The organism is Streptomyces sp. NPDC021212 (assembly GCF_044332925.1).
Classification (GTDB): domain Bacteria; phylum Actinomycetota; class Actinomycetes; order Streptomycetales; family Streptomycetaceae; genus Streptomyces.
In genome coordinates this window covers 80,026-98,317 of sequence record NZ_JBIRPZ010000020.1, presented here as the reverse complement: position 1 = coordinate 98,317, position 18,292 = coordinate 80,026, and the positions used below count along the sequence as shown (strand labels likewise).

Below are 18,292 nucleotides of genomic sequence, written 5' to 3'. Positions count from 1 at the left end.
GGGTATGCAGCCGGTTGTCCGCAGGGAAAGGACTCATGCCGATGACCACACCCGTGGTTCTCTCGTCGCAGCTCGCTGTGAACCCGCTCGACGCGCACTCACTGCCGGCCACCTTCGGCGTGCTGGCTGTCGGTGCGGTGATGTTCGCTGAGACGGGACGGCTGATCGGCTTCTTCCTGCCGGGCGACTCCCTGTTGTTCACGGCGGGCCTGCTGTGCACGGGCACGGGGGAGCACAGCGTACGGCTGTCCCTGGGCCCTCTGCCGGCCGCCGCGGCGTTCGGCGCGCCGGCCGGTGCGCAGTGCGGCTGTCTCATCTGGCGCCGGGCCGGCGGTGCCCTGCTCGCGCGCAGCCGGTCCGCCCGGCTGTACGAGGGGGCGAAGCGGGCCGAGGAGCTACTGGCGCGGTACGGGCATGCGAAGGCCATCGTCCTGGCGCGATTCGTGCCGGTGGTGCGGACCGTCCTCAATCCGCTGAAGGAGGCGCGCGGGTGACCTCCGCGTTCGGCGGAGCGTCGATCGACGGCTCCGCGTACACGGATGTGGTGGACCTGGCGGGGCGCTCGCCCGGCTGGCTGGACACCGCGGTGACGGCGTGGTCGGCGTACGGGCCGGCGGTGTTCGCCCTGCTGATGGTCCTGGGCTGGTGGCAGGCCCGGCGGACAGGAGCGGTGACGGCGGTGACGGCGTTGGCCGCGCCGGTGGTCGTGGTCCTGGCGTACGGCGTGGATGCCGCCCTGAAGCTGGTGGTGCGTGAGGACAGGCCGTGCCGGAGCCTGCACATGAGGACGCTGGAGGCGTGCCCGGCGCCGGGTGACTGGTCCTTCCCCAGCAATCACGCGGCGATCGCTGCGGCGACCGCCGTGGCGCTGGTGTTCGTCTCACGTCGCCTGGGAGCGGTCGCGGCCGTGGCCGCGCTCGTCATGGCGGCCTCCCGGGCCTGGGTCGGCGTGCACTACCCGCACGACGTCGCGGTCGGCGTGCTCGTGGGCGGACTCGTGGCCTTCGCTGCGATGATCCTGTTGCGGCGGTGGGCGCAGACGCTTGCCCGTCACCTGAGCGCCACTGTGCTGCGTCCGCTCCTGGCCGCCCCGTGAACCGCGGGGACGCCGCAGGGCCGGCGTGCAGCGCGGGCCTCGGCGCCTGGACGGCGCTTGGAGTGCTGACCATGGTGGTCGTGGGCGGCGATGGCGCTCCGCTGTGGCTGGACGACGGCCTTCTTGCGTGGTCCGTCGCCCACCGACCCGATGGGGCGCCGACTCTGGCACGCGGGCTGACGGCCACCGGAACCGGTGTCATCCCGTACGTCCTCGCCGTGCTGGCGGGCGTCGTGATGGTGCGGACGGCGCGGCGCAGGCTGCTCGCCGCCGCACTCTGCACGGCCTGCCTCGGCGCGGGACAGGCGCTTCGGTACGGCGTGATGGAGCTCATCCACCGGGCCCGCCCGCCGCGGGATGACTGGGCCACGCACGCGAGCGGCTGGGCCTTCCCGTCGGGGCACACCACCACGGCCGCACTGACCGCCGGGCTGCTGATCGTGGCGCTGAGCCTGCGCGCCCCGCGCGGTGGGACGGCGCTCGGCGTCGCCGTCGGCTGCTGGGGCGTGCTGGTCGGGCTCACCCGTGTCTACCTCGGGGTGCACTGGTTCACCGATGTCGTCGGCGGCTGGCTGTTCGCCGTCGGCTGGCTCGGAGTGTGCCTGTGCGCCGCGGCCCGCTGGCTGCCCGCATCCTTCCTCAGCTACTCGACCCACCCGGCCGCACGGCCGGAGGAGGACCATGCGCCTTAGAATCCTGGTCGTCGAGGACGATCACGCCCTGCGTGACGTCCTGCGCCGCGGCCTGTACGACGAGGACTTCGACCCCGTCCCCGCCGCCGACGGTGCCACCGCTCTGCGGCTGGCCACGGTGGACATCGCGGCAGCCGTCCTGGACATCGGTCTGCCCGACGCGGACGGACGGGATGTGTGCCAGGCCCTCCGCGCGAACGGGTTCCTCGCCCCAGTGATCTTCCTGACCGCGCGGCACCACCTCACCGACCGGCTGTCCGGGTTCTCCGCGGGGGGCGACGACTACTTACCGAAGCCGTTCCACCTCGCCGAACTCGCCGCCAGGCTGCGAGCCGCACTCAAGCGGTCCTCTCCACGTTCCCCGGCCGCAGTCGGAGACCTGACGCTGGACGCGGTCCGGCACAGAGTGATCGTTCGTGACACCCCCGTCGCCCTGTCCCCGACAGAGTTCCGACTGCTGGCCGCGCTCGTCGCCGCAAGCGGAGACCTCGTGCGCCGCCGCGACCTGGCCAGGGCCGGCTGGCCCGAGGGCGCGCAGGTCAGCGACAACACCCTCGACCAGTACCTGACCCGCCTGCGCCGCAAGCTGCGCGAAGTCGACAGCACACTGACCATCGGCACGGCACGCGGGATCGGCCACCGGCTGTCATGAGGTCCCTCCTGGGCCACCTGGCTCCACGCACGCTGCGGAGCCGGCTCTCGCTCATCGCACTGACCACCGCCGCGCTGCTGATGACGGTCCTGACCGTGGTGTTCAACACCACGGTCGACCGAAACCTGCGGCACCAGGCGGACGACGAGCTGCGGACCCGTGCGGACGCGGTGGCCACGACCGTCGACACCAACGGTTCGCGGGTGCGCGTGCTGGAGACCGCCAACGACCAGCTCCTCGACGCCAACGTCTGGATCTACGCCGGCACCCACCTGATCGAACAGCCGACCCCCGCCGCGGCCGACAGCCCGCTGACCGAGGTCGCCGCTCGGCTCGCCGCACAGGGCAGCCGTGCCTGCGCGACCGTCCACGCGGACCGCCCACGCAGCGTCCGCCTGTGCTCCCGGCCCGTATCCGGCCGTCACGCCGCCACGGTGGTCACGGCCTTGGACCTCGCCCCGTACCGGAACTCGGCCGGCACCCTGCTGCTGGGATCGCTCGTCCTGGACGGCGTGATGCTGATCTGCACCTATGCGCTGACCCGCCTCTCGGTGGGCCGGGCGCTGCACCCCGTGCGGGCCATGACCGAGCAGGCCACCCAGCGAAGTGCGGTGGCCGCCGTGGACCGCTTCGGCGTCGAGAAGCGCCCGGCCGAACTCGCAGCCTTGGGCAGCTCCCTTGACGCACTGCTGGACCGCATACGCGCGGTGCTGCGTCACGAGCAGCAGCTGACCGGCGAGTTGTCCCACGAACTGCGCACCCCACTCACCCGGATCATCATGGAACTCGACTGGTGGCAGGGACGCCCCCGCTCCGCCGAGGAGACCCGCGCCAGTCACCAGGTGATAGCCGAGGCCACCCAATCCATGCTGACGATCTGCGACACGTTGCTGAACGACGCCCGCGAAAACGCGCGGAACCCTTCAGCGGTCCCAGGTACGACCGGTGTCGTCCCCGTTCTGCGCCGTCTCGCCCAGCAGCTCGACGCACCGCATCCGGTGAAGGCCACGGTGAAGGCGGTCTGTCCACAGGTGGAGGCAGGTGTCACGCCGGCTCTGCTCGAACGCATCGTCAACCCACTGCTCACCAACGCCGTCCGATACGCGCGCTCGCGCGTGACCGTGTCCGCGCACCGCAGGCCCGGCTCTGTTCTGATCGACGTCGTCGACGACGGGCCCGGTGTACCGGAGGCGTTCGCCTGCGAGCTGTTCCAGCCAGGTCGACGCGCCGACGCCACGGACGGGCACGACGGCGCGGGACTGGGGCTGCCGCTCGCGCGGCGCCTGGCCCGCGCCGTCGGCGGCGAGGTGTCCTACGATCCCGGGCACACGCCAGGGGCCCGGTTCACGGTCACCCTGCCTGCCGGGTGAGGGGCTGCTCCTGCTCGGAGAGCGTCGCCGCGTTCTTCTTCTCCTGCACGTGGGCATAGGCCATCAGGCCGAACAGGACGGCCAGCAGGACGGCCGAGGAGCCGGCGGTGCCGAGGTTCAGGCCACCCTTGGCGACCGGCTTGGTGAGGAAGTCACCGGCGGTGGCACCGAGCGGGCGGGTGAGAACGAAGGCGATCCAGAACAGCAGCACGTTCGGCACCATCGGTACCTTCATCAGCGCGAGGAGGACGGCGAGTGCACCGGAGACGAGGAGAGCGCCGCCCAGGTAGCCGAGGCCGGAGCTGTCGGACAGGAAGTCGCCCATGGAGGTGCCGAGGGTGTTGGAGACCAGGATCGCCGACCAGAACAGGGCCTCGCCGCGGAACGTGACGATGTCGCGGATCTGGAAGGTCATTCCGGATACCTTCCAGACCGCGAAGATGACCAGCAGGATCGAGATCAGGATCGCCGCGCCGGTCGGGTAGCCCAGGCCCAGGCCCTGCGGGCCCCAGCCGAGCGAGGTGGCGCCGTTCGACAAGAACTTGGCGCTGGCATCACGGTTCATGAAGTCGGACATCGTGGTGCCGGCCATGCTGGTCGACAAGATCACGGTCCAGTAGAAGAACGGATTGTAGTGCCGCGATCGAAGCTGGACGACCAGAGTCACCACGAAGATCGAGAACAGGGCGATCGTGGTGAGGAAGTAACCCAGCTTCAGCGTCTGCGCGAACAGGTCACCGGCCGTCTCACCCAGCGTTGTCGCGGCGATCTTCATGACCCAGAAGGCCAGGGTGACCTCCGGCAGCTTCTTCATCACCGTCTTGGTTCTGCTCGCCGCGGACTGGTGCGTGCTCGCGACGTCGAGGTCGGTGAGGAGTTCAGGGTTCTCCAAGGTCGGGCACTCCTTGTTGAGTTGGGGGTACGACGACAGGGCGCTCGCCTCCCATGGGGTGGGCGCCCTGCTGCCTCGGCCGACCGCGGGCGGCGGGCGAGGCATGCGACCCTGCCAGATGCCGCCTGAACGCATCCTGAACGCCTTTTGCGCTGGTCAGGCCGCTTGACGTGCCCCGCTCTCGTATTGGGGGCATCTGGCGGGGTGCGGTTCTTGGTGCTCCGTACGCGACTCACTGCCCGCCAGACGGACTCAGCCCAGCCCTGCCACGACGTCACTCTCGCGTAGTAGCTGCCGTCGGCTGGCGGGGGCTTGCCAAAAACGCTGACGATGTCGAGCTCGCAGCGGGGGCGAACCGCAGCGAGCGCATCCGCTACCCTGTGAGGGGTCAGTCGGGATCTCCGCCGCGCCCTGTTGCCAGGACCCCTTGGTGATCAGCACGCGGACCGTCTGAACTGCGGGTTTGTCCAGCCAAGACGAAGATCAGTCACTGGATTTTCGACAAGGTTTCCCACAAGCCCCGCCTCCGTAGCTCAGGGGATAGAGCACCGCTCTCCTAAAGCGGGTGTCGCAGGTTCGAATCCTGCCGGGGGCACCAACGAAAACGCCCCGGACCGATCATGGTCCGGGGCGCTTGACATCCACGTCTGACATCAGCGACGGCGGTCAGCCAGAGCCGAGACCAGGCCCAGGGCGCCGCTTAAGTAGCCGCTCACAGGTCGGGGCGCAGGCCGACACTTCGTACGTCGTCCGGTGCGCCCCGTGGCCGACCGTGACCGTACCGAGCGGCCGGTCGACGGTGAGGTGCGCGCCGCAGAGTACGCAGGCCCCTGGAGCTGTTCGCGGGACAGCGTGACCGGGTCGATCTCGCTCGCGGTCGTCACGAACCGCTGGCAGGCCGCCGCTCCTTCCGCCTGACGGGGTCTGGGAAAGATCAGCTCGAACGGCTCGCGTTGCACTCGTCCGGGCCCTCGAAGGGGGGCTCAGACCGGGCCTTCGCCCGTCGACCGCGCCCGTACGGGCAACAAACACCATCTGATCACCGACCGGCACGGAACACCTCTGGTCGTTTCCCCACCCTCCAGTACCGCCACCTTGGGTTTCTCCCTCAGGGAGGCGCCTTATTCGGCCTCAGGCTCCCCATCCGGGGTCGTTTGCGCGGGCAGGCGTAGAGCGGATCTCTTGAATATCCCCCTACTGATCAGCAGCATCCGACTGGGCCTCCTCCGATGTGTGACGCCCCAGTGCTCAGAAGAACGTTGCGACCAGCCACTCAGTGCTGCCGCCCAGCCGGGCCGAAAAGCGGCGGAGTCGGCCGTCCGCATCGATCCAGTAGCGGGTACGGCCTTCGGCGGTGCGGCCCGCTTCTGGGGCGGCCGCTTGGGATGTCGTGACGGATGGACCGGCGAATAGCGTGACAGGGGTTCCTGCCACTTTCTCGTCACCGAGGCGGCGGGCGCCGCTGCGGAGCAGCAGTCGGGCGTTGTCGGGGCGGTCGGCTGCCAGGTTGAGCAGCAGAAGCAGCGTGGTGTCGATGGTGGACGCCCGGGTCGTGAGCGCGCGTCGGGCCCAGCCGTGGCGGGGTGGACGTGTGGGGAGGTGGCCGGTCCAGTTGTGCTGGACGGAGACGGTGGTGTGATCCCAGCGCAGGAGGTGACGTCCGTGTTCGAGGATGCCGCCGTTGCCTTTGAGGATGGCGAGTCCGGTCCTGTGGCGCCAGTCGAGGTGGCCGGTAAGCCGGGCCAGGTGCCCTTGGACGGGGATGTCGGCTGTGACCTGGGCGGCACCGCGCCGGTAGTTGGTGAACCGAGTGAGGGCGAGCAGTTCGGCCTGCGGGGTGGTCAGGGCGGGGGCCGTGGTGGCGACGGCCGGGGTGTGCGGCTTGTCCTGGGTACAGGCCGAACTGCCGAGGAGAAGCAGGAAAGTCAGGAGGGTCAGCGCGATGCAACGTTCGGGTGGGCGCGGTGAGGTCCGGCGGCGTGACGGCGTCACCGTGCGGTCGCGCCTTGGCGAGGGCGTGGGGCGAGCAGGTCCGCGGCGGGGAGGCGTACGCGGCCGGGATGAACGTCGCCGGGCAGGTGGAGGGCGGGTGTGGCGGGTGCGGTGCGGGCGTGCGGAAGTTGCGGCTGGGCCGGGGGCGCGGTGACGTCCAGGAAGGCGATTCCGGCTGGTGGCGGGGCGGTGCGGCGGGCCGCGGCGGAGGACCGGCTGTTCCCCTCGGGGCAGGGGGCCGTGCGGGGGAAGCCTTCGGGGAGCGTGCGGTGAAGGGTGTTGCCACGCAGGCAGTTGCCTTCACCGGGGGCTCGGGCCGAAGCCTGGTAGGTGATGTCGGCCGCGTTGTCGGACAGGGTGTTGTCCTCCAGCCGGTTGTTCAAGGGAGGTACGTCCTCGTGGGAGGCGAGCACAACACCGGCGCGTGAGTTGCCGCTGACGCGGTTGCGCAGCAGCCGGTTGCGCTGCCCGCCGGCGATGCCGATGCCGATCCCGAAGCCACCGTCCGCCTGCTCGGGAGTGTCGCGGGCGTTGTTGTCGGAGACCAGGTTGCCGGCGACCACGCCACCGGTCTGGGGTACGTACGCCTCCTGGTAGTCGGTGTTGACGGTCAGGCCGACCCGATTGCGGGTGAACCGGTTGCGCAGCACCCAGATGGGGCCGCTGGCGTTGGTGCCCTCGTAGCCGATGGCGTTGTGGTCGGCGATGTTGTCCTGGACGAGCACGTGACAGGGCTTGCACTGGCCCACGTAGAGGCCGGAGTCGGCGCTTCCGGAGGCGTAGTTGCGCTCGATCACACCGTTCCGGGCGTTGAACGCGTAGATGCCGTACAGGCCGTTGGCATGAGCGGTGACGTAGCGGACGCGGAAGCCGTCGAGGGGAGGGAAGCGGTCCGGGTCCAGGTGCTGGTAGCCATCGCTGCCGCGGGCGAGCCCACCGTCGGCGTCGCTCATACCGGTGACCAGGACCCCGTTGAGGAGGTGGTTGCGGACGGTCAGATTCTCCACGGAGACGCCTGCGGCGGTGACCACGATGCCGTTGGAGCGCCGACCCTGGCCGTCGATGATGACGCGGTTGCGGTCGGTGCCCCGCAGCACCACGCGGTCGGTGCGCACCTGAACGCTCTCGTGGTACACGCCGGGTGAGACGAGCACCAGGTCGCCGGGGTGGGCCCGGGCGAGGGCTGCCCTGATCGTCGGAGCCTGATCCGGTACCCGGATGGTGGCGGGCCGGGACGAGCGGGCAGGAGCGCGGTCGTCCGTAGGGGCTGACGTACCCGAGCAGCCGCCGCACAGGAGCGCTGCGGCCAGCACGATGCCCAGCGTCGTAGCGCGCCAACGGCCATGTGCCCGGCGGGCGATGAGCGGCACCATGTGCGGATTTCTCCGATCCGTGACGACAGCCAGCCTTAGCCTAAAGTGCTCGAATGACCACTGACAGTACTCGTCTGGGTGAATCAGGTACGCCGCGACGGCCGTCGCGGCGCAGGGCGCTGGTGGCGGGGACGGCGGCCATGGCGACTGCAGGAATCACCGGCTACGCGGTCGGTGATCGGGGACGGCCGGCCGCTCCCCCGGACGGCGCGCCTCGGGAGGGGGCCGCCGGGGCCGGGCCGTCTTCCGTACCGGGGATGATGGCCGCGTCCGCTCGGGGCAGTCGACAGGCCGGGGTTGACCGTCCGGTGCAGCCCCAGCAGCACGTGGCCCTGTCGGTCTACGACCTGCCCGGAGCCGGACACCCGGATGCGCCGGACAGCGACTTCGTGCGCCGGAGCGGGCGGCTCGTCGCCGAGTTGGGCACCCGCGTCCGTACGCTCACCGCCCGGGACGGTGGCGCGGCCTTGGGCGGATTCCCGCCGGGCGACCTGACCGTCACCGTTGGGGTGGGGCCACGCGTCGTGGCCGCCGTGGACAGCGACCTGCCCGGAGCCCGTGAACTGCCCGGATTCGACCGGGAGGAGATGCCCGACTCGGCCCGGGGCGGCGACCTGATGGTCCAGGTCTGCGCGTCCGACCCGCAGGTGGTGACGCTGGCCGACGGCGCCCTGAGGGCCTGGCTCCAGGAGCACTCGGTGGAGCCTCGCTGGACGCAGCAGGGTTTCCGGCCCCCCGCGCCACCCGCCCGCCCCGGACAGACCGGGCAGCGGGTGCCGATGCGCAATCTGCTGGGGTTCCTGGACGGCATCGTCGTACCGCGCACCGGACGGGAGTTGGACCGGGAGGTGTGGCTGCCGGCCCCGGACCGGGTGCGGGGCGGCACGATCTCGGTGGTGCGGCGCCTGCGGCTCGATGTGGCAGGTTTCCTCGCCCAGGACCTCGCACAGCAGGAGCGGGTGATCGGGCGGCGCCGCGAGGACGGGGCGCCACTGAGCGGCGGCGCCCCGGACGCGCCCATCGATCTGGGTGCGAAGTCCGCGCGGGGCCGCTACCTGGTCCCGGCCATGGCGCACGCACGCCGCGCCCACCCGGGCGGCACGGGCAGCGGACTGATGCTGCGGCGCGGCTACAGCTACGCCAACGGACCGGAGGACCGCGGGCTGCTGTTCATCTGCTTCCAGCGGGAACTGCGCACCTTCGTGGCGACGCAGCAGCGGCTGGACGACGGCGACGAACTGTCCTCCTTCGCCACGGCCACCGCCTCCGGCACCTTTCTCGTGCTGCCGGGATTCACCGGGGCGCGTCCGCTCGGCGCCCCGCTGTTCTCCTGAGCCCGGAAGGGAGCCTGCCGGAACCGGAGGATCCGGGTCGCCCATGCCGGCGCGGCCCGGATCCTCGTGGCTGACGCGGGCGGCTGTCAGGTGCCGGACCACAACCCGGCGTCAAGATCGTGGTTGACCGAGCCGGGAGGACCGGTCGTCACCTTCGCCGCCGCGACCGGGTCCTGATCGTCGCCGCCGGTCGGCTTGGCGTCCGAATTGGTCGCCGGGTCACGCCCCCTGGTGCGCGTCCACTCCAGGTCGGCGGGTGAGGTGAGCCCGCCGGGCAGTTTGCTGACGTCGGCGGTGGTCTTGTCGAACTCCACCGTGTAGGCGGTGTTCGGTTTGAGCCCGTCTCGATGGTCGAAGTAGTACTCGCCCTTGGCGTTGGTCTTCTTCGTCGCGACGACCTGCCCGGAAGAATCCTTGAGAGTGACGGTCACGTCCGGGATACCGAGGGTTTCGTTGTTCATGGCGTTCTGGGTGCCGCCGCCGTCGTCGAGCCAGACCCGGTTGCCGATCTGCACCGGCGGGTCGTCACACAGCAGTTCCAGGTCGCCCAGACCATTGGCCTTGCCGAAGCCGCCGTCGGTGGCGTAGACGACCCCGAACCCGTCCCGGACCGCGTCACGTTGGCCCGTCGTCCGGTCGAACCACCCGACCCCGCCCGAGTTGATGGTGCGCCACGGGTCCAGGAAGGTGCTGGCGATCGTGTCCTGCTGGAGCGGCAGGGCGAGCGAGCCCCACGCCGCCTCCCGATGGCCGGTCCCGGTGTAGTAGGTGTCGCCGGTGAACCACTCGTTGCCGCCGCCGGGGCGGGGGCAACCGGCGCTGCCCTCCCAGTGGTAGGTGCCGTTGGACTTGCGGCAGACCTTGATGATGTCGCCGCCGGTGACGGTGGACTCGACGGGACCGTTCGGGTTGGCGTTGGGGATCACCAACCCGGACTGGTCACCGAACCGGTCGCGGAAGCCCAGGACCAGGCCGCCGTCGCGCTCGATCTCGATGTCGCTGAGCATCGGCTGGGGGTAGGCCACGTTCCCCATGGGGAACTGGGCCAGGTTGTCCCGCGTCCACGGCTTCCAGTCGCCCGGCGTCGGATCATTGGCCGGGTCGCGGGGGAAGTTCAGTGGTTCGTCGACGATGGGTGCGGCACCGAACGTGGCGGTGGTGGGGTCGTACGTCCACACCACCGCCCGCAGTTTGGTGGTGTCCTGCGTGCTCTCGGCGGAGCAGACGCCGCCCACATACACCACACCGTCGCGCACGCCCAGCCCCATCGGCCGCCAGTCGCCGGGAGGGGAGCAGGCGGAATCCGGGATCGGGACCGGTGCGCGCTTGGGGCCGCCGGCAGTGGTCCGCGTCGCGTCGTAGGTGTAGAGCTTGCCGTCGTTCATGTTGACGACGTACAGCTCCGAGCCGTCCGAGGAGATGTCGATGTCGCCGAGCGACTCTTTGCCGGGCCGGTTGGAGAACGGGGCGTCCACGCGGTTGCCCTGGTTGTGCGCGGTGGTTCCGGCGTTCGGCACCTTCGTGAACAGAGTGGTGGAGCCTGTGGTCCGGTCGGTCACGTAGATCGCGCCCTGGCCGTCGGGGCCGTACTCGGTGTGGCGCTTGGCGTAGGCACCGGAGAAGAGCCGCTTGTCCTTCTTCCGGTAGGCCAGCCCGTAGACAGAACCGGTCTCCTGCACCGTGGCGATCGGCTTCGGGTTCGCGGTGTTGCCCTGGGTGTCGCCGCGGGAGTTGTACGGGAAGGTGACCAGGGTCTTCTCGCCCGGCTTCGTCGCCGCCTGCTGGCACGCCGTGACGAGGTCGGGGTTGTCCTGGCAGTAGTCGTCGGGATTCCACACGGCCATGTTGAGCGTGGCGTCCCGGCCGCGTCTCATGTCCACGAAGTTGAGGTGGGAGGACAGCCCCGTGCCGGCGAACGCCGGCTGGAGGAAGCCGGTGCCGGTGGCCGGGTCGTACTTGTCGGGCCAGTCGATCAGCTCGACCCTGTACCTCCCCTCGGAGCCCGTCCAGGTGTCGAAGTCGATGGTGATGGTCCCGTTGGGACCGACGGGGTAGGTGCGCGTCTCTCCTGATTGGTCGCTCTTGACGCGAATGGTCGCCCCGGCCAGGGCGGTCTGGATCTGCGGGTTGAGAGCGCCCCTCGCCGCGAACTCCCTGAACACATTGACCGTCAGCTTGCCCTCACCGGGGTCGGCGGATGCCGGCGCGGCGGGCGCCAGCAGCGCGCCCGCACAACTCAGCGTCAGCACCGCCCGCCAGGCTGTTCGTCTGATCACGTCATTCCCATCTCTGCCTCGCAGTCGCCATGGAGCGGGGCCCAGGGCGGGTGCGCCCGGGGCCCGTGTTCTGTGGGGTCCGCGACAGGAGAAACGCGGGTCAAGTCCTGGACGTCAGGCCCCCATGAGCCCTGACCGAACACGGCCCCCTCGCTGCATCACAGCCACACCCCTAGCTCAAAGTAACAAATGTCACACTGAGGGTGACTAGAGTCCGAGTGGGCGACCCGGGCCCGCCGCCAGAAAGTCGGGTAAGAGACCACATCACCCCCGAGATCAGCGCCGCACGAGACGCGGGCGTGCTGCCCAGCCCTGGCACTGGTGGGATGCACGGCGCGAGCGGGCCTCACGCGGTCTTCGGCCCCGTCCGCCTCTTCGCCGCACGCAGCAGCGGGAAGAGCAGCAGCCCAAAGGGCGAGAGCAGGATCGTGAACACCAGCAGCGGCCCCATGATCAGCGGATGGATCCCGATCCGCGGGGCCTCGCGGTACATCCACTGCCCGATCAGCAGGTCCCAGGCGATGACCTGGGCCCAGATCGCGCCCGCGCCGTTGGCGCGCACCATCGGACGGCGGAACGTGTCGATGTCCGGGCTGCTGACGGCGGCCCGGAGTTCCGGAAAGACCCGGCAGTACCATCACGAGATAGACGGCCAGTACGGGCACCACGGTCAGCGGCGACGCGGCGATAGGGGCGGTTGGCCGTGCCGCCCGCTCGGGGCCTGGGGGCCGGAGTGCCCCCTAGGCGGCCGTCGGGGCGCCGACAAAGATCAGCCCCGCCGCCGCCAAGGTCGCCCCATCCGGGTGGATCAGCGGCTGCCCGCGTCGCGCCTGCCAGGTGACCAGGGCGAAGACGGCGGCGTAGGCACCCGAGGCGACCAGGATCAGACGCAGCCGTACCCGCTCGGCCCGCAAGCGCGGCAGACGCGGGGCCAGTGCCACCAGCCCATGAGCATCAGTGGAAGCAGCCGCAGCGCGTGCATGCCGCAGAAGCGCGGGACGCGCAGATCGCCGCCGGTGGTCGACCAGCACCAGCTCGGCACGGCGCCGAGCGATGACGACGACGCGGAGTCGGCGGCCGCGAGCGCCGCCGTCGCCGAGTTGATCGCGCGACGCGGCTGGCTCGCGCAGGAGTCGGCCCCGGCCACCGGGGACACAAGGGAGCCAGGGCGGGCAGGTCGGCGAGGGAGGTCATCTGCGTTCCGGCTCCGGGTGGTCGCCGCCGGTGTTCACCGCTCGTTACGGATGCGCGGCCAGCGGGTCGAGGAACGTCAGGACGGAGGCGTCCTCCTCGATCAGGGGGGTGAGGGCCGCGTTGAACGGGGCGCCGTACGGGGCGTTCAGGTGCGTCTTGAAGGCGTCCTCGTCCCGGTAGACCTCGAAGATCCAGTAGGCGCGCGGGTTCGCCGCCTTGGTGTAGACGTCGAACGCCAGGTTGCCTTCCTCTTCACGCACCTTCCGGGCGTAGTCCCGGATCAGGCGGGCGACCTCGCCCTCCGCTCCTTCTCGGGCGGTGAACTCGGCGAGCAGGGTTTTCGTCACGGTTCCTGTCCTTGTCAGTGGGTGGAGTCGAGGTGGTGCAGCAGCCCGGCGGTGAAGGAGTCCCCCACACCGACCGTTTCGACGACCGACGTCGCCACCAGGGACTGCTCTTCTCTTGGGACGCGCGACGCGGAAACGGGCAAGCCCCGGGCATGCCGACGAACGGCTTCGGGCGGGCGACGGTCACGGTGTTGCCGATTTGTGACCGGTAGAAGGCATTGACGTTGCCTGGAGGCGGAGTCCATCATCCTCGCCAAGAAGTGTCAACGATGACATAAGTCAACGATGACACCTCGGGCGGCATGCCTCGGCGCCTACCGCTTCGCCCGCAATCCCGCAGGAGTCGTTCATGTCACGTACCTCTCGTCTTCCTTCGTCCCTGCTCAGAGCCGCCGCGTGCACGGGCATCGCGGCCCTCACCCTGACTGCCTGTGGCTCCGGATCCGGATCGGGCACCGCGAGCACCGGATCGGGCGACATCAAGGTCGGTCTGATCACCAAGACCGACACCAACCCGTTCTTCGTGAAGATGAAGGAGGGCGCGGAGAAGGCCGCCAAGGAGAACGGCGTCAAACTGTCCACCGCCGCCGGCAAGTTCGACGGAGACAACGCCGGTCAGGTCACGGCCATCGAGAACATGGTCGCCTCCGGCGTGAAGGGCATCCTGATCACCCCCAGCGACTCGAAGGCGATCGTGCCCGCGCTCGAGAAGGCCAAGGCCAAGGGCGTCCTGGTCATCGCCCTGGACACCCCGACCGACCCGGAGAGCGCGGTCGACGCTCTCTTCGCCACGAACAACCTCAAGGCCGGCGAGCTGATCGGCGAGTATGCCAAGGCCGCCATGAAGGGCAAGACGGCGAAGATAGCCACCCTCGACCTCGCGCCGGGCGTCTCGGTCGGCGTCCAGCGGCACAACGGCTTCCTGAAGGGCTTCGGCATCAAGAAGGGCGACTCCTCGATCGTCTGCTCCCAGGACACCGGCGGCGACCAGGCCAAGGGACAGACCGCGATGGAGAACTGTCTGCAGAAGGCCCCCGACATCAACGTCGTCTACACCATCAACGAGCCCGCCGCCCTGGGTGCGTACACCGCGCTCAAGGCCAAGGGCCGGGAGAAGGACGTGCTGATCGTCTCCGTCGACGGCGGCTGCACCGGTACCCGGGCCGTCAAGGACGGCAAGATCGCCGCGACCTCGCAGCAGTACCCGCTGAAGATGGCGGCCCAGGGGGTCAAGGCCGTCGTCACGTACGCGAAGGACGGCAAGAAGGCGTCGGGCTACACCGACACCGGCGTCACCCTGATCACCGACAAGGCGCAGGCCGGAGCCGCTTCCAAGGACACCGCCTACGGCCTGGCGAACTGCTGGGGCTGAGCCGCCGGCCCCGGATCCCGCCGTTCGACACCCCTCAGCGGGGCGGCCGGCCTCCTCCCCGACGGGGACGGCTGCCCCCTCGTCCTCTTGCCGTCCGACAGGCACGGACAAGGACTTCTGTCTTCCGACAAGGACCTCGCATGACTGCCACGTCCACGCCACCCTCCACGTCCACGCCGTACGCGGAGCTCAAAACGCCGACCACGGTCCGCAGGCTGCTCACGCAGCCGACCACCGGCCCGCTGGTCGCCCTCCTCCTGGCCTGTGTCTTCTTCTCCGTCTCGACCGCCCAGTTCCTCACCGGCGGGAACCTCTCGCTGATCGTGCAGCAGGTCATGGTCGTCGGCACCCTCGCCATCGGCCAGACGCTGATCATCCTCACCGCGGGCATCGACCTGTCCTGCGGAGCGGTGATGGCGTTCGGCAGCATCGTGATCGCCAAGATGGCAGCCGAGGGCACCGTGCCACCGCTCGCCGCCATCGCGCTGGGCCTGATCGTCTGCGCCGGCTTCGGCATGCTCAACGGGGCACTGGTGAAGAAGATCCCGCTGCCGCCGTTCATCGTCACCCTCGGCATGCTCAACGTGGCGTTCGCACTGACCCACATCTACTCCGAGGAGCAGACGGTCAGCAGCCTGCCCGGCCCGCTGACGGCCCTCGGGCAGACCTTCCCCCTCGGCAAGACCGACATCACCTACGGCTCGCTGGTCACCATCGCTCTGTTCCTCCTCCTCGCCTACGCGCTGAGCAGCACCAGCTGGGGCCGGCACGTCTACGCCCTGGGTAACAGTCCGGAGGCGGCGCGGCTGAACGGCATCCGCACCTCCCGCCTGGCCATCGGCGTCTACACCGTGGCCGGCCTGATGTACGGCATCGCCGCCCTGCTCCTGATCTCCCGCACCGGAGTCGGCGACCCCCAGGCCGGGCAGACCGACAACCTCGACAGCATCACCGCCGTCGTCCTCGGCGGCACCAGCCTCTTCGGCGGACGCGGATCGGTCCTGGGCACGTTCATCGGCGTCCTCATCGTCGGCGTCTTCCGCAACGGACTCCAGCTGATGGGCGTCGCCTCCATCTACCAGACCCTCATCACCGGAATCCTGGTGATCCTCGCGGTGACCGTCGACCAGATCTCCCGGAGGAAGGCCCGATGACCGCCACCACTTCGCCCCCCATCCTCCAGGCCCGCGGCCTGGTCAAGCGCTACGGCCATGTCACCGCCATCGACGGCGCCGACTTCGACCTCCTGCCCGGCGAGGTCCTCGCCGTCATAGGCGACAACGGCGCCGGCAAGACCAGCCTCATCAAGGCCCTCACCGGCGCCTTGGTGCCGGACGAGGGCGAGATAAGCCTCCACGGCAAGCCGATCCAGTTCTCCGGCCCGCAGAGCGCACGCGCCCACGGCATCGAGACGGTCTATCAGGACCTCGCCGTGGCGGCCTCCATGGACATCGCCTCCAACATGTTCCTCGGCCGCGAGCTGCGCCGCCCGGGCATCCTCGGCAGCGCGTTCCGCATGCTCGACAAGAAGCGCATGCGTCAGGAGGCCGCCGAGCACATGGCCGACCTGAAGATCGGCCTGCGCTCGCTGACCCAGTCGGTCGAGACCCTCTCCGGCGGGCAGCGGCAGGCCGTGGCGGTCGCCCGCGCGGTCGCCTGGGCCCGCAGCGTCGTCGTCATGGACGAACCCACGGCCGCCCTCGGCGTCAAGGAGTCCGGGCAGGTCCTCGACCTGATCCGGCGCGTCCGCGACAAGGGCATGCCGGTCGTCCTGATCAGCCACAACATGCCCCATGTCTTCGAGATCGCCGACCGTATCCACGTTCACCGGCTGGGCCGGCGCGCCGCCGTGATCAAGCCCTCCGACTACTCCATGGCGGAGGTCGTCGCAATCATGACCGGCGCGCTCAGCGTCGACGAGTCCGGAGATACTGTCGTAGCGGATTCCAAGGCCGCGAAGGCCGCCGGAGTACAGGCCACCTGACAGCGCAACCCGCCCTCGCATGTTCCGGCCGAGGCCGCGGCCCGCAACCCGAGAGCACCCAGGAGACGGTTTCCTCCATGGCAGCGAGCCGCCGCCCCACCTTGGCCGATGTAGCCCGAGAAGTAGGTGTCAGCGCCAAGACGGTCTCCCGAGTCCTCAACGAGGACGGCCCCGTCTCGGCGCGGACACGGGAACAGGTACTCGCCGCCGTGGCCAAGTTGGGCTTCCAGCCGAACCTCATGGCCCGCAACATCCGCGTCGGCGGTCCGGACACGACCATAGGGCTGGTCATCCCCGACCTGGCCAACCCCTTCTTCGGAGCCGTGGCCCGCGGTATCGAGGAAACGGTCCGGGACCGCGGACTGACGCTGCTCATGGGCTCGTCCGCGGACGACCCCGAGCGCGAACGCGCCCTGACGGCCCAGTTCCTCGCCCGGCGGGTCAGCATCCTGATCGTCGTGCCGTCCGTCGGAGCCGACCACTCCGACCTCAAGTCCCACCGTACGGCGGGGCTGCCCGTCGTCTTCCTCGACCGGCCAGGGGTCGGCCTGTCCACGGACAGCATCGTGAGCTCCAACCGTGCGGGGGCCCAGGAGGGCGTCACCCACCTGATCGCCCACGGGCACCGACGCATCGGTTTCGTCGGCGACCTCCCCGTGAAGCTGTACACCCGCCGCGAACGCCTCGCCGGATACCGAGCGGCCCTGCAAGAAGCCGACATTCCCTACGACCGCTCGCTGGTCGCCAGCGCACACGATCAGCAGGGCGCGGAGGCCGCGACCTCCCAACTCCTCGACCTGGCCGATCCCCCCACGGCTCTGTTCGCCGGAAACAACATCGTGGCGCTCGGCATCGTCGCCGAACTCGCCCGCGGCAAACGCAAGGACGTGGCCGTCGTGGCTTTCGACGACGTGTCCCTCGCCGAAGCATTGGAACCGGCCCTGACGGTCGTCGCCCAAGCCCCCGAAGAACTCGGCCGCACCGCCGCGGCCACCGCCCTCGCCCGTCTCGACGGCGACCGCTCACGGGCCCGCACCATCACCGTTCCCACTCGCCTGATCGTCCGGGGCTCGGGGGAGCAACCCGCGCCCCCGCTGTAGGCGATGCATGGCGCCCGTGGTCACGTCAGGTCGCCAGGCCTCGGCGGTAGGCGTAGACGACTGCCTGGACGCGGTCGCGGAGATCGAGCTTGGTGAGGATGCGGGAGACGAAGGTTTTCACGGTCTCCTGGCTTATCTGGAGGGCCGCGGCGATTTCGCTGTTGGAGCGGCCGTCCGCGATGAGGCGAAGTACTCCAGTTCGCGCGGGGTCAGCGGGTTGTCGTACGGGGTGCCGGCGGCGGGCCGGATCCGGGCGGCGTACGTGCCCACGAGCTTGCGCGTCACGTCGGGGTCCAGCAGGGCCGCGCCGGTGGCCACGCTCCGCATGCCGTGCAGCGGTTGGGACGGCGGTGCGTCTTTGAGCAGGAACCCGCTCGCCCCCGCGCGCAGCGCCTCGTAGACGTACTCGTCCAGGTTGAACGTCGTCACCACAAGCACCTTGACGGGATGCGGCACCCCGGCACCGGCCAGCGGACGGGTGGCCTCGACCTCCGTCGACCGGCGCCGCTCGGTCCGCCGCACCACCCACCCGTAGACGAGCACCGCGAGCACGGCTGTCGGGACGCCGATGGCCGGCGAGAGCCACGGGTTCCCGTCCACCGCGGCAAGACCCTGGCC

General features: G+C 70.0%; 17 protein-coding genes, 1 tRNA gene and 4 pseudogenes. 13 read left to right on the top strand and 9 right to left on the bottom strand.

Going from position 1 to position 18,292, the window contains the following annotated elements; all coding sequences use genetic code 11:
• Positions 1-41: 41 nt before the first annotated feature.
• From ACH4SI_RS37805 to ACH4SI_RS37785, 5 genes and pseudogenes are all read left to right on the top strand, one after another.
• Positions 42-491, top strand: a pseudogene (locus ACH4SI_RS37805) (DedA family protein); the annotation flags it as partial.
• A complete protein-coding gene (locus tag ACH4SI_RS37800; protein ID WP_398304060.1) occupies positions 491-1,096 on the top strand; it encodes a phosphatase PAP2 family protein in 606 nt (201 codons plus the stop codon). The pseudogene ACH4SI_RS37805 and the gene ACH4SI_RS37800, both read left to right, overlap by 1 nt.
• On the top strand, positions 1,093-1,788 hold the full coding sequence (locus tag ACH4SI_RS37795) for a phosphatase PAP2 family protein (RefSeq protein ID WP_398304058.1): 696 nt from the start codon (positions 1,093-1,095) through the stop codon (positions 1,786-1,788). The genes ACH4SI_RS37800 and ACH4SI_RS37795 overlap by 4 nt, the downstream gene beginning before the upstream one ends.
• Positions 1,778-2,440, top strand: a complete 663-nt coding sequence (locus ACH4SI_RS37790; protein ID WP_398304056.1) for a response regulator transcription factor — start codon at positions 1,778-1,780, stop codon at positions 2,438-2,440. Before ACH4SI_RS37795 ends, ACH4SI_RS37790 begins: the two co-directional genes overlap by 11 nt.
• Positions 2,437-3,810 (top strand): sensor histidine kinase, encoded by a 1,374-nt coding sequence (locus ACH4SI_RS37785; RefSeq protein ID WP_398304054.1) that lies wholly within the window; start codon positions 2,437-2,439, stop codon positions 3,808-3,810. The genes ACH4SI_RS37790 and ACH4SI_RS37785 overlap by 4 nt, the downstream gene beginning before the upstream one ends.
• Here the strand turns inward: ACH4SI_RS37785 and ACH4SI_RS37780 are convergent.
• Positions 3,791-4,702: a hypothetical protein gene (locus tag ACH4SI_RS37780; RefSeq protein ID WP_398304052.1), complete on the bottom strand. Its 912-nt coding sequence runs from the start codon at positions 4,700-4,702 to the stop codon at positions 3,791-3,793. The genes ACH4SI_RS37785 and ACH4SI_RS37780 overlap by 20 nt on opposite strands.
• A gap of 522 nt (positions 4,703-5,224) precedes the next feature.
• Here ACH4SI_RS37780 and ACH4SI_RS37775 point away from each other — a divergent pair.
• The 3 genes and pseudogenes from ACH4SI_RS37775 to ACH4SI_RS37765 form a co-directional block, all read left to right on the top strand.
• A tRNA-Arg gene (locus ACH4SI_RS37775) sits at positions 5,225-5,300 on the top strand.
• A gap of 164 nt (positions 5,301-5,464) precedes the next feature.
• Complete coding sequence (locus tag ACH4SI_RS37770) at positions 5,465-5,620, top strand: hypothetical protein (protein WP_398304050.1); 156 nt, start codon at positions 5,465-5,467, stop codon at positions 5,618-5,620.
• A 69-nt stretch (positions 5,621-5,689) separates the two neighbouring features.
• Positions 5,690-5,776, top strand: a pseudogene (locus tag ACH4SI_RS37765) (IS5/IS1182 family transposase); the annotation flags it as partial.
• 174 nt (positions 5,777-5,950) lie between these two features.
• On the opposite strand, the gene ACH4SI_RS37760 reads toward ACH4SI_RS37765, so the two are convergent.
• Together ACH4SI_RS37760 and ACH4SI_RS37755 are read right to left on the bottom strand one after the other, a co-directional pair.
• Positions 5,951-6,694 carry a hypothetical protein gene (locus ACH4SI_RS37760; RefSeq protein WP_398304048.1) on the bottom strand — a complete coding sequence of 248 codons (744 nt, stop codon included), beginning with the start codon at positions 6,692-6,694 and terminating at the stop codon, positions 5,951-5,953.
• Entirely contained in the window at positions 6,691-8,067 is a 1,377-nt protein-coding gene (locus ACH4SI_RS37755; protein WP_398304046.1) for a right-handed parallel beta-helix repeat-containing protein, read from the bottom strand. Before ACH4SI_RS37755 ends, ACH4SI_RS37760 begins: the two co-directional genes overlap by 4 nt.
• A gap of 140 nt (positions 8,068-8,207) precedes the next feature.
• Between ACH4SI_RS37755 and ACH4SI_RS37750 the strand changes: the two genes are divergently transcribed.
• Positions 8,208-9,401 carry a Dyp-type peroxidase gene (locus tag ACH4SI_RS37750; RefSeq protein WP_398304044.1) on the top strand — a complete coding sequence of 398 codons (1,194 nt, stop codon included), beginning with the start codon at positions 8,208-8,210 and terminating at the stop codon, positions 9,399-9,401.
• Between the two features lie 86 nt (positions 9,402-9,487).
• On the opposite strand, the gene ACH4SI_RS37745 is transcribed toward ACH4SI_RS37750, so the two are convergent.
• From ACH4SI_RS37745 to ACH4SI_RS37725, 5 genes and pseudogenes are all read right to left on the bottom strand, one after another.
• The gene (locus ACH4SI_RS37745; protein WP_398304042.1) at positions 9,488-11,677 is read right to left on the bottom strand and encodes an SdrD B-like domain-containing protein; all 2,190 of its coding nucleotides are present in this window, start codon (positions 11,675-11,677) and stop codon (positions 9,488-9,490) included.
• Positions 11,678-12,023: 346 nt separating this feature from the next.
• Positions 12,024-12,375: pseudogene (locus tag ACH4SI_RS37740) on the bottom strand (abscisic acid-deficient protein Aba4 family protein); the annotation flags it as partial.
• A 42-nt stretch (positions 12,376-12,417) separates the two neighbouring features.
• Positions 12,418-12,618: a hypothetical protein gene (locus tag ACH4SI_RS37735; RefSeq protein ID WP_398304040.1), complete on the bottom strand. Its 201-nt coding sequence runs from the start codon at positions 12,616-12,618 to the stop codon at positions 12,418-12,420.
• A 297-nt stretch (positions 12,619-12,915) separates the two neighbouring features.
• On the bottom strand, positions 12,916-13,218 hold the full coding sequence (locus tag ACH4SI_RS37730; RefSeq protein WP_398304038.1) for a putative quinol monooxygenase: 303 nt from the start codon (positions 13,216-13,218) through the stop codon (positions 12,916-12,918).
• Between the two features lie 14 nt (positions 13,219-13,232).
• Positions 13,233-13,361 (bottom strand): hypothetical protein, encoded by a 129-nt coding sequence (locus tag ACH4SI_RS37725; protein WP_398304177.1) that lies wholly within the window; start codon positions 13,359-13,361, stop codon positions 13,233-13,235.
• Between the two features lie 206 nt (positions 13,362-13,567).
• On the opposite strand from ACH4SI_RS37725, the gene ACH4SI_RS37720 reads away from it, so the two are divergent.
• The 4 genes from ACH4SI_RS37720 to ACH4SI_RS37705 all read left to right on the top strand — a co-directional run bounded on the left by ACH4SI_RS37720 (position 13,568) and on the right by ACH4SI_RS37705 (position 17,674).
• The gene (locus ACH4SI_RS37720; protein WP_398304036.1) at positions 13,568-14,590 is read left to right on the top strand and encodes a sugar ABC transporter substrate-binding protein; all 1,023 of its coding nucleotides are present in this window, start codon (positions 13,568-13,570) and stop codon (positions 14,588-14,590) included.
• Between the two features lie 140 nt (positions 14,591-14,730).
• Positions 14,731-15,744, top strand: coding sequence for an ABC transporter permease (locus ACH4SI_RS37715; protein WP_398304034.1), 1,014 nt, complete (start codon positions 14,731-14,733; stop codon positions 15,742-15,744).
• On the top strand, positions 15,741-16,574 hold the full coding sequence (locus ACH4SI_RS37710; protein ID WP_398304032.1) for an ATP-binding cassette domain-containing protein: 834 nt from the start codon (positions 15,741-15,743) through the stop codon (positions 16,572-16,574). Before ACH4SI_RS37715 ends, ACH4SI_RS37710 begins: the two co-directional genes overlap by 4 nt.
• 77 nt (positions 16,575-16,651) lie before the next feature.
• Positions 16,652-17,674 carry a LacI family DNA-binding transcriptional regulator gene (locus ACH4SI_RS37705; RefSeq protein ID WP_398304030.1) on the top strand — a complete coding sequence of 341 codons (1,023 nt, stop codon included), beginning with the start codon at positions 16,652-16,654 and terminating at the stop codon, positions 17,672-17,674.
• A gap of 25 nt (positions 17,675-17,699) precedes the next feature.
• On the opposite strand, the pseudogene ACH4SI_RS37700 reads toward ACH4SI_RS37705, so the two are convergent.
• Positions 17,700-18,287 (bottom strand): annotated as a pseudogene (locus ACH4SI_RS37700) (LuxR C-terminal-related transcriptional regulator); the annotation flags it as partial.
• Positions 18,288-18,292: the final 5 nt, after the last annotated feature.

Excerpts from the sequence above, each read along its gene's own strand:
- ACH4SI_RS37790 (WP_398304056.1), top strand. The coding sequence starts at position 1,778 with ATGCGCCTTAGAATCCTGGTCGTCGAGGACGATCACGCCCTGCGTGAC.
- ACH4SI_RS37785 (WP_398304054.1), top strand. The coding sequence starts at position 2,437 with ATGAGGTCCCTCCTGGGCCACCTGGCTCCACGCACGCTGCGGAGCCGG.
- ACH4SI_RS37755 (WP_398304046.1), bottom strand. The coding sequence starts at position 8,067 with ATGGTGCCGCTCATCGCCCGCCGGGCACATGGCCGTTGGCGCGCTACG.
- ACH4SI_RS37750 (WP_398304044.1), top strand. The coding sequence starts at position 8,208 with ATGGCGACTGCAGGAATCACCGGCTACGCGGTCGGTGATCGGGGACGG.
- ACH4SI_RS37720 (WP_398304036.1), top strand. The coding sequence starts at position 13,568 with ATGTCACGTACCTCTCGTCTTCCTTCGTCCCTGCTCAGAGCCGCCGCG.
- ACH4SI_RS37715 (WP_398304034.1), top strand. The coding sequence starts at position 14,731 with ATGACTGCCACGTCCACGCCACCCTCCACGTCCACGCCGTACGCGGAG.
- ACH4SI_RS37710 (WP_398304032.1), top strand. The coding sequence starts at position 15,741 with ATGACCGCCACCACTTCGCCCCCCATCCTCCAGGCCCGCGGCCTGGTC.
- ACH4SI_RS37705 (WP_398304030.1), top strand. The coding sequence starts at position 16,652 with ATGGCAGCGAGCCGCCGCCCCACCTTGGCCGATGTAGCCCGAGAAGTA.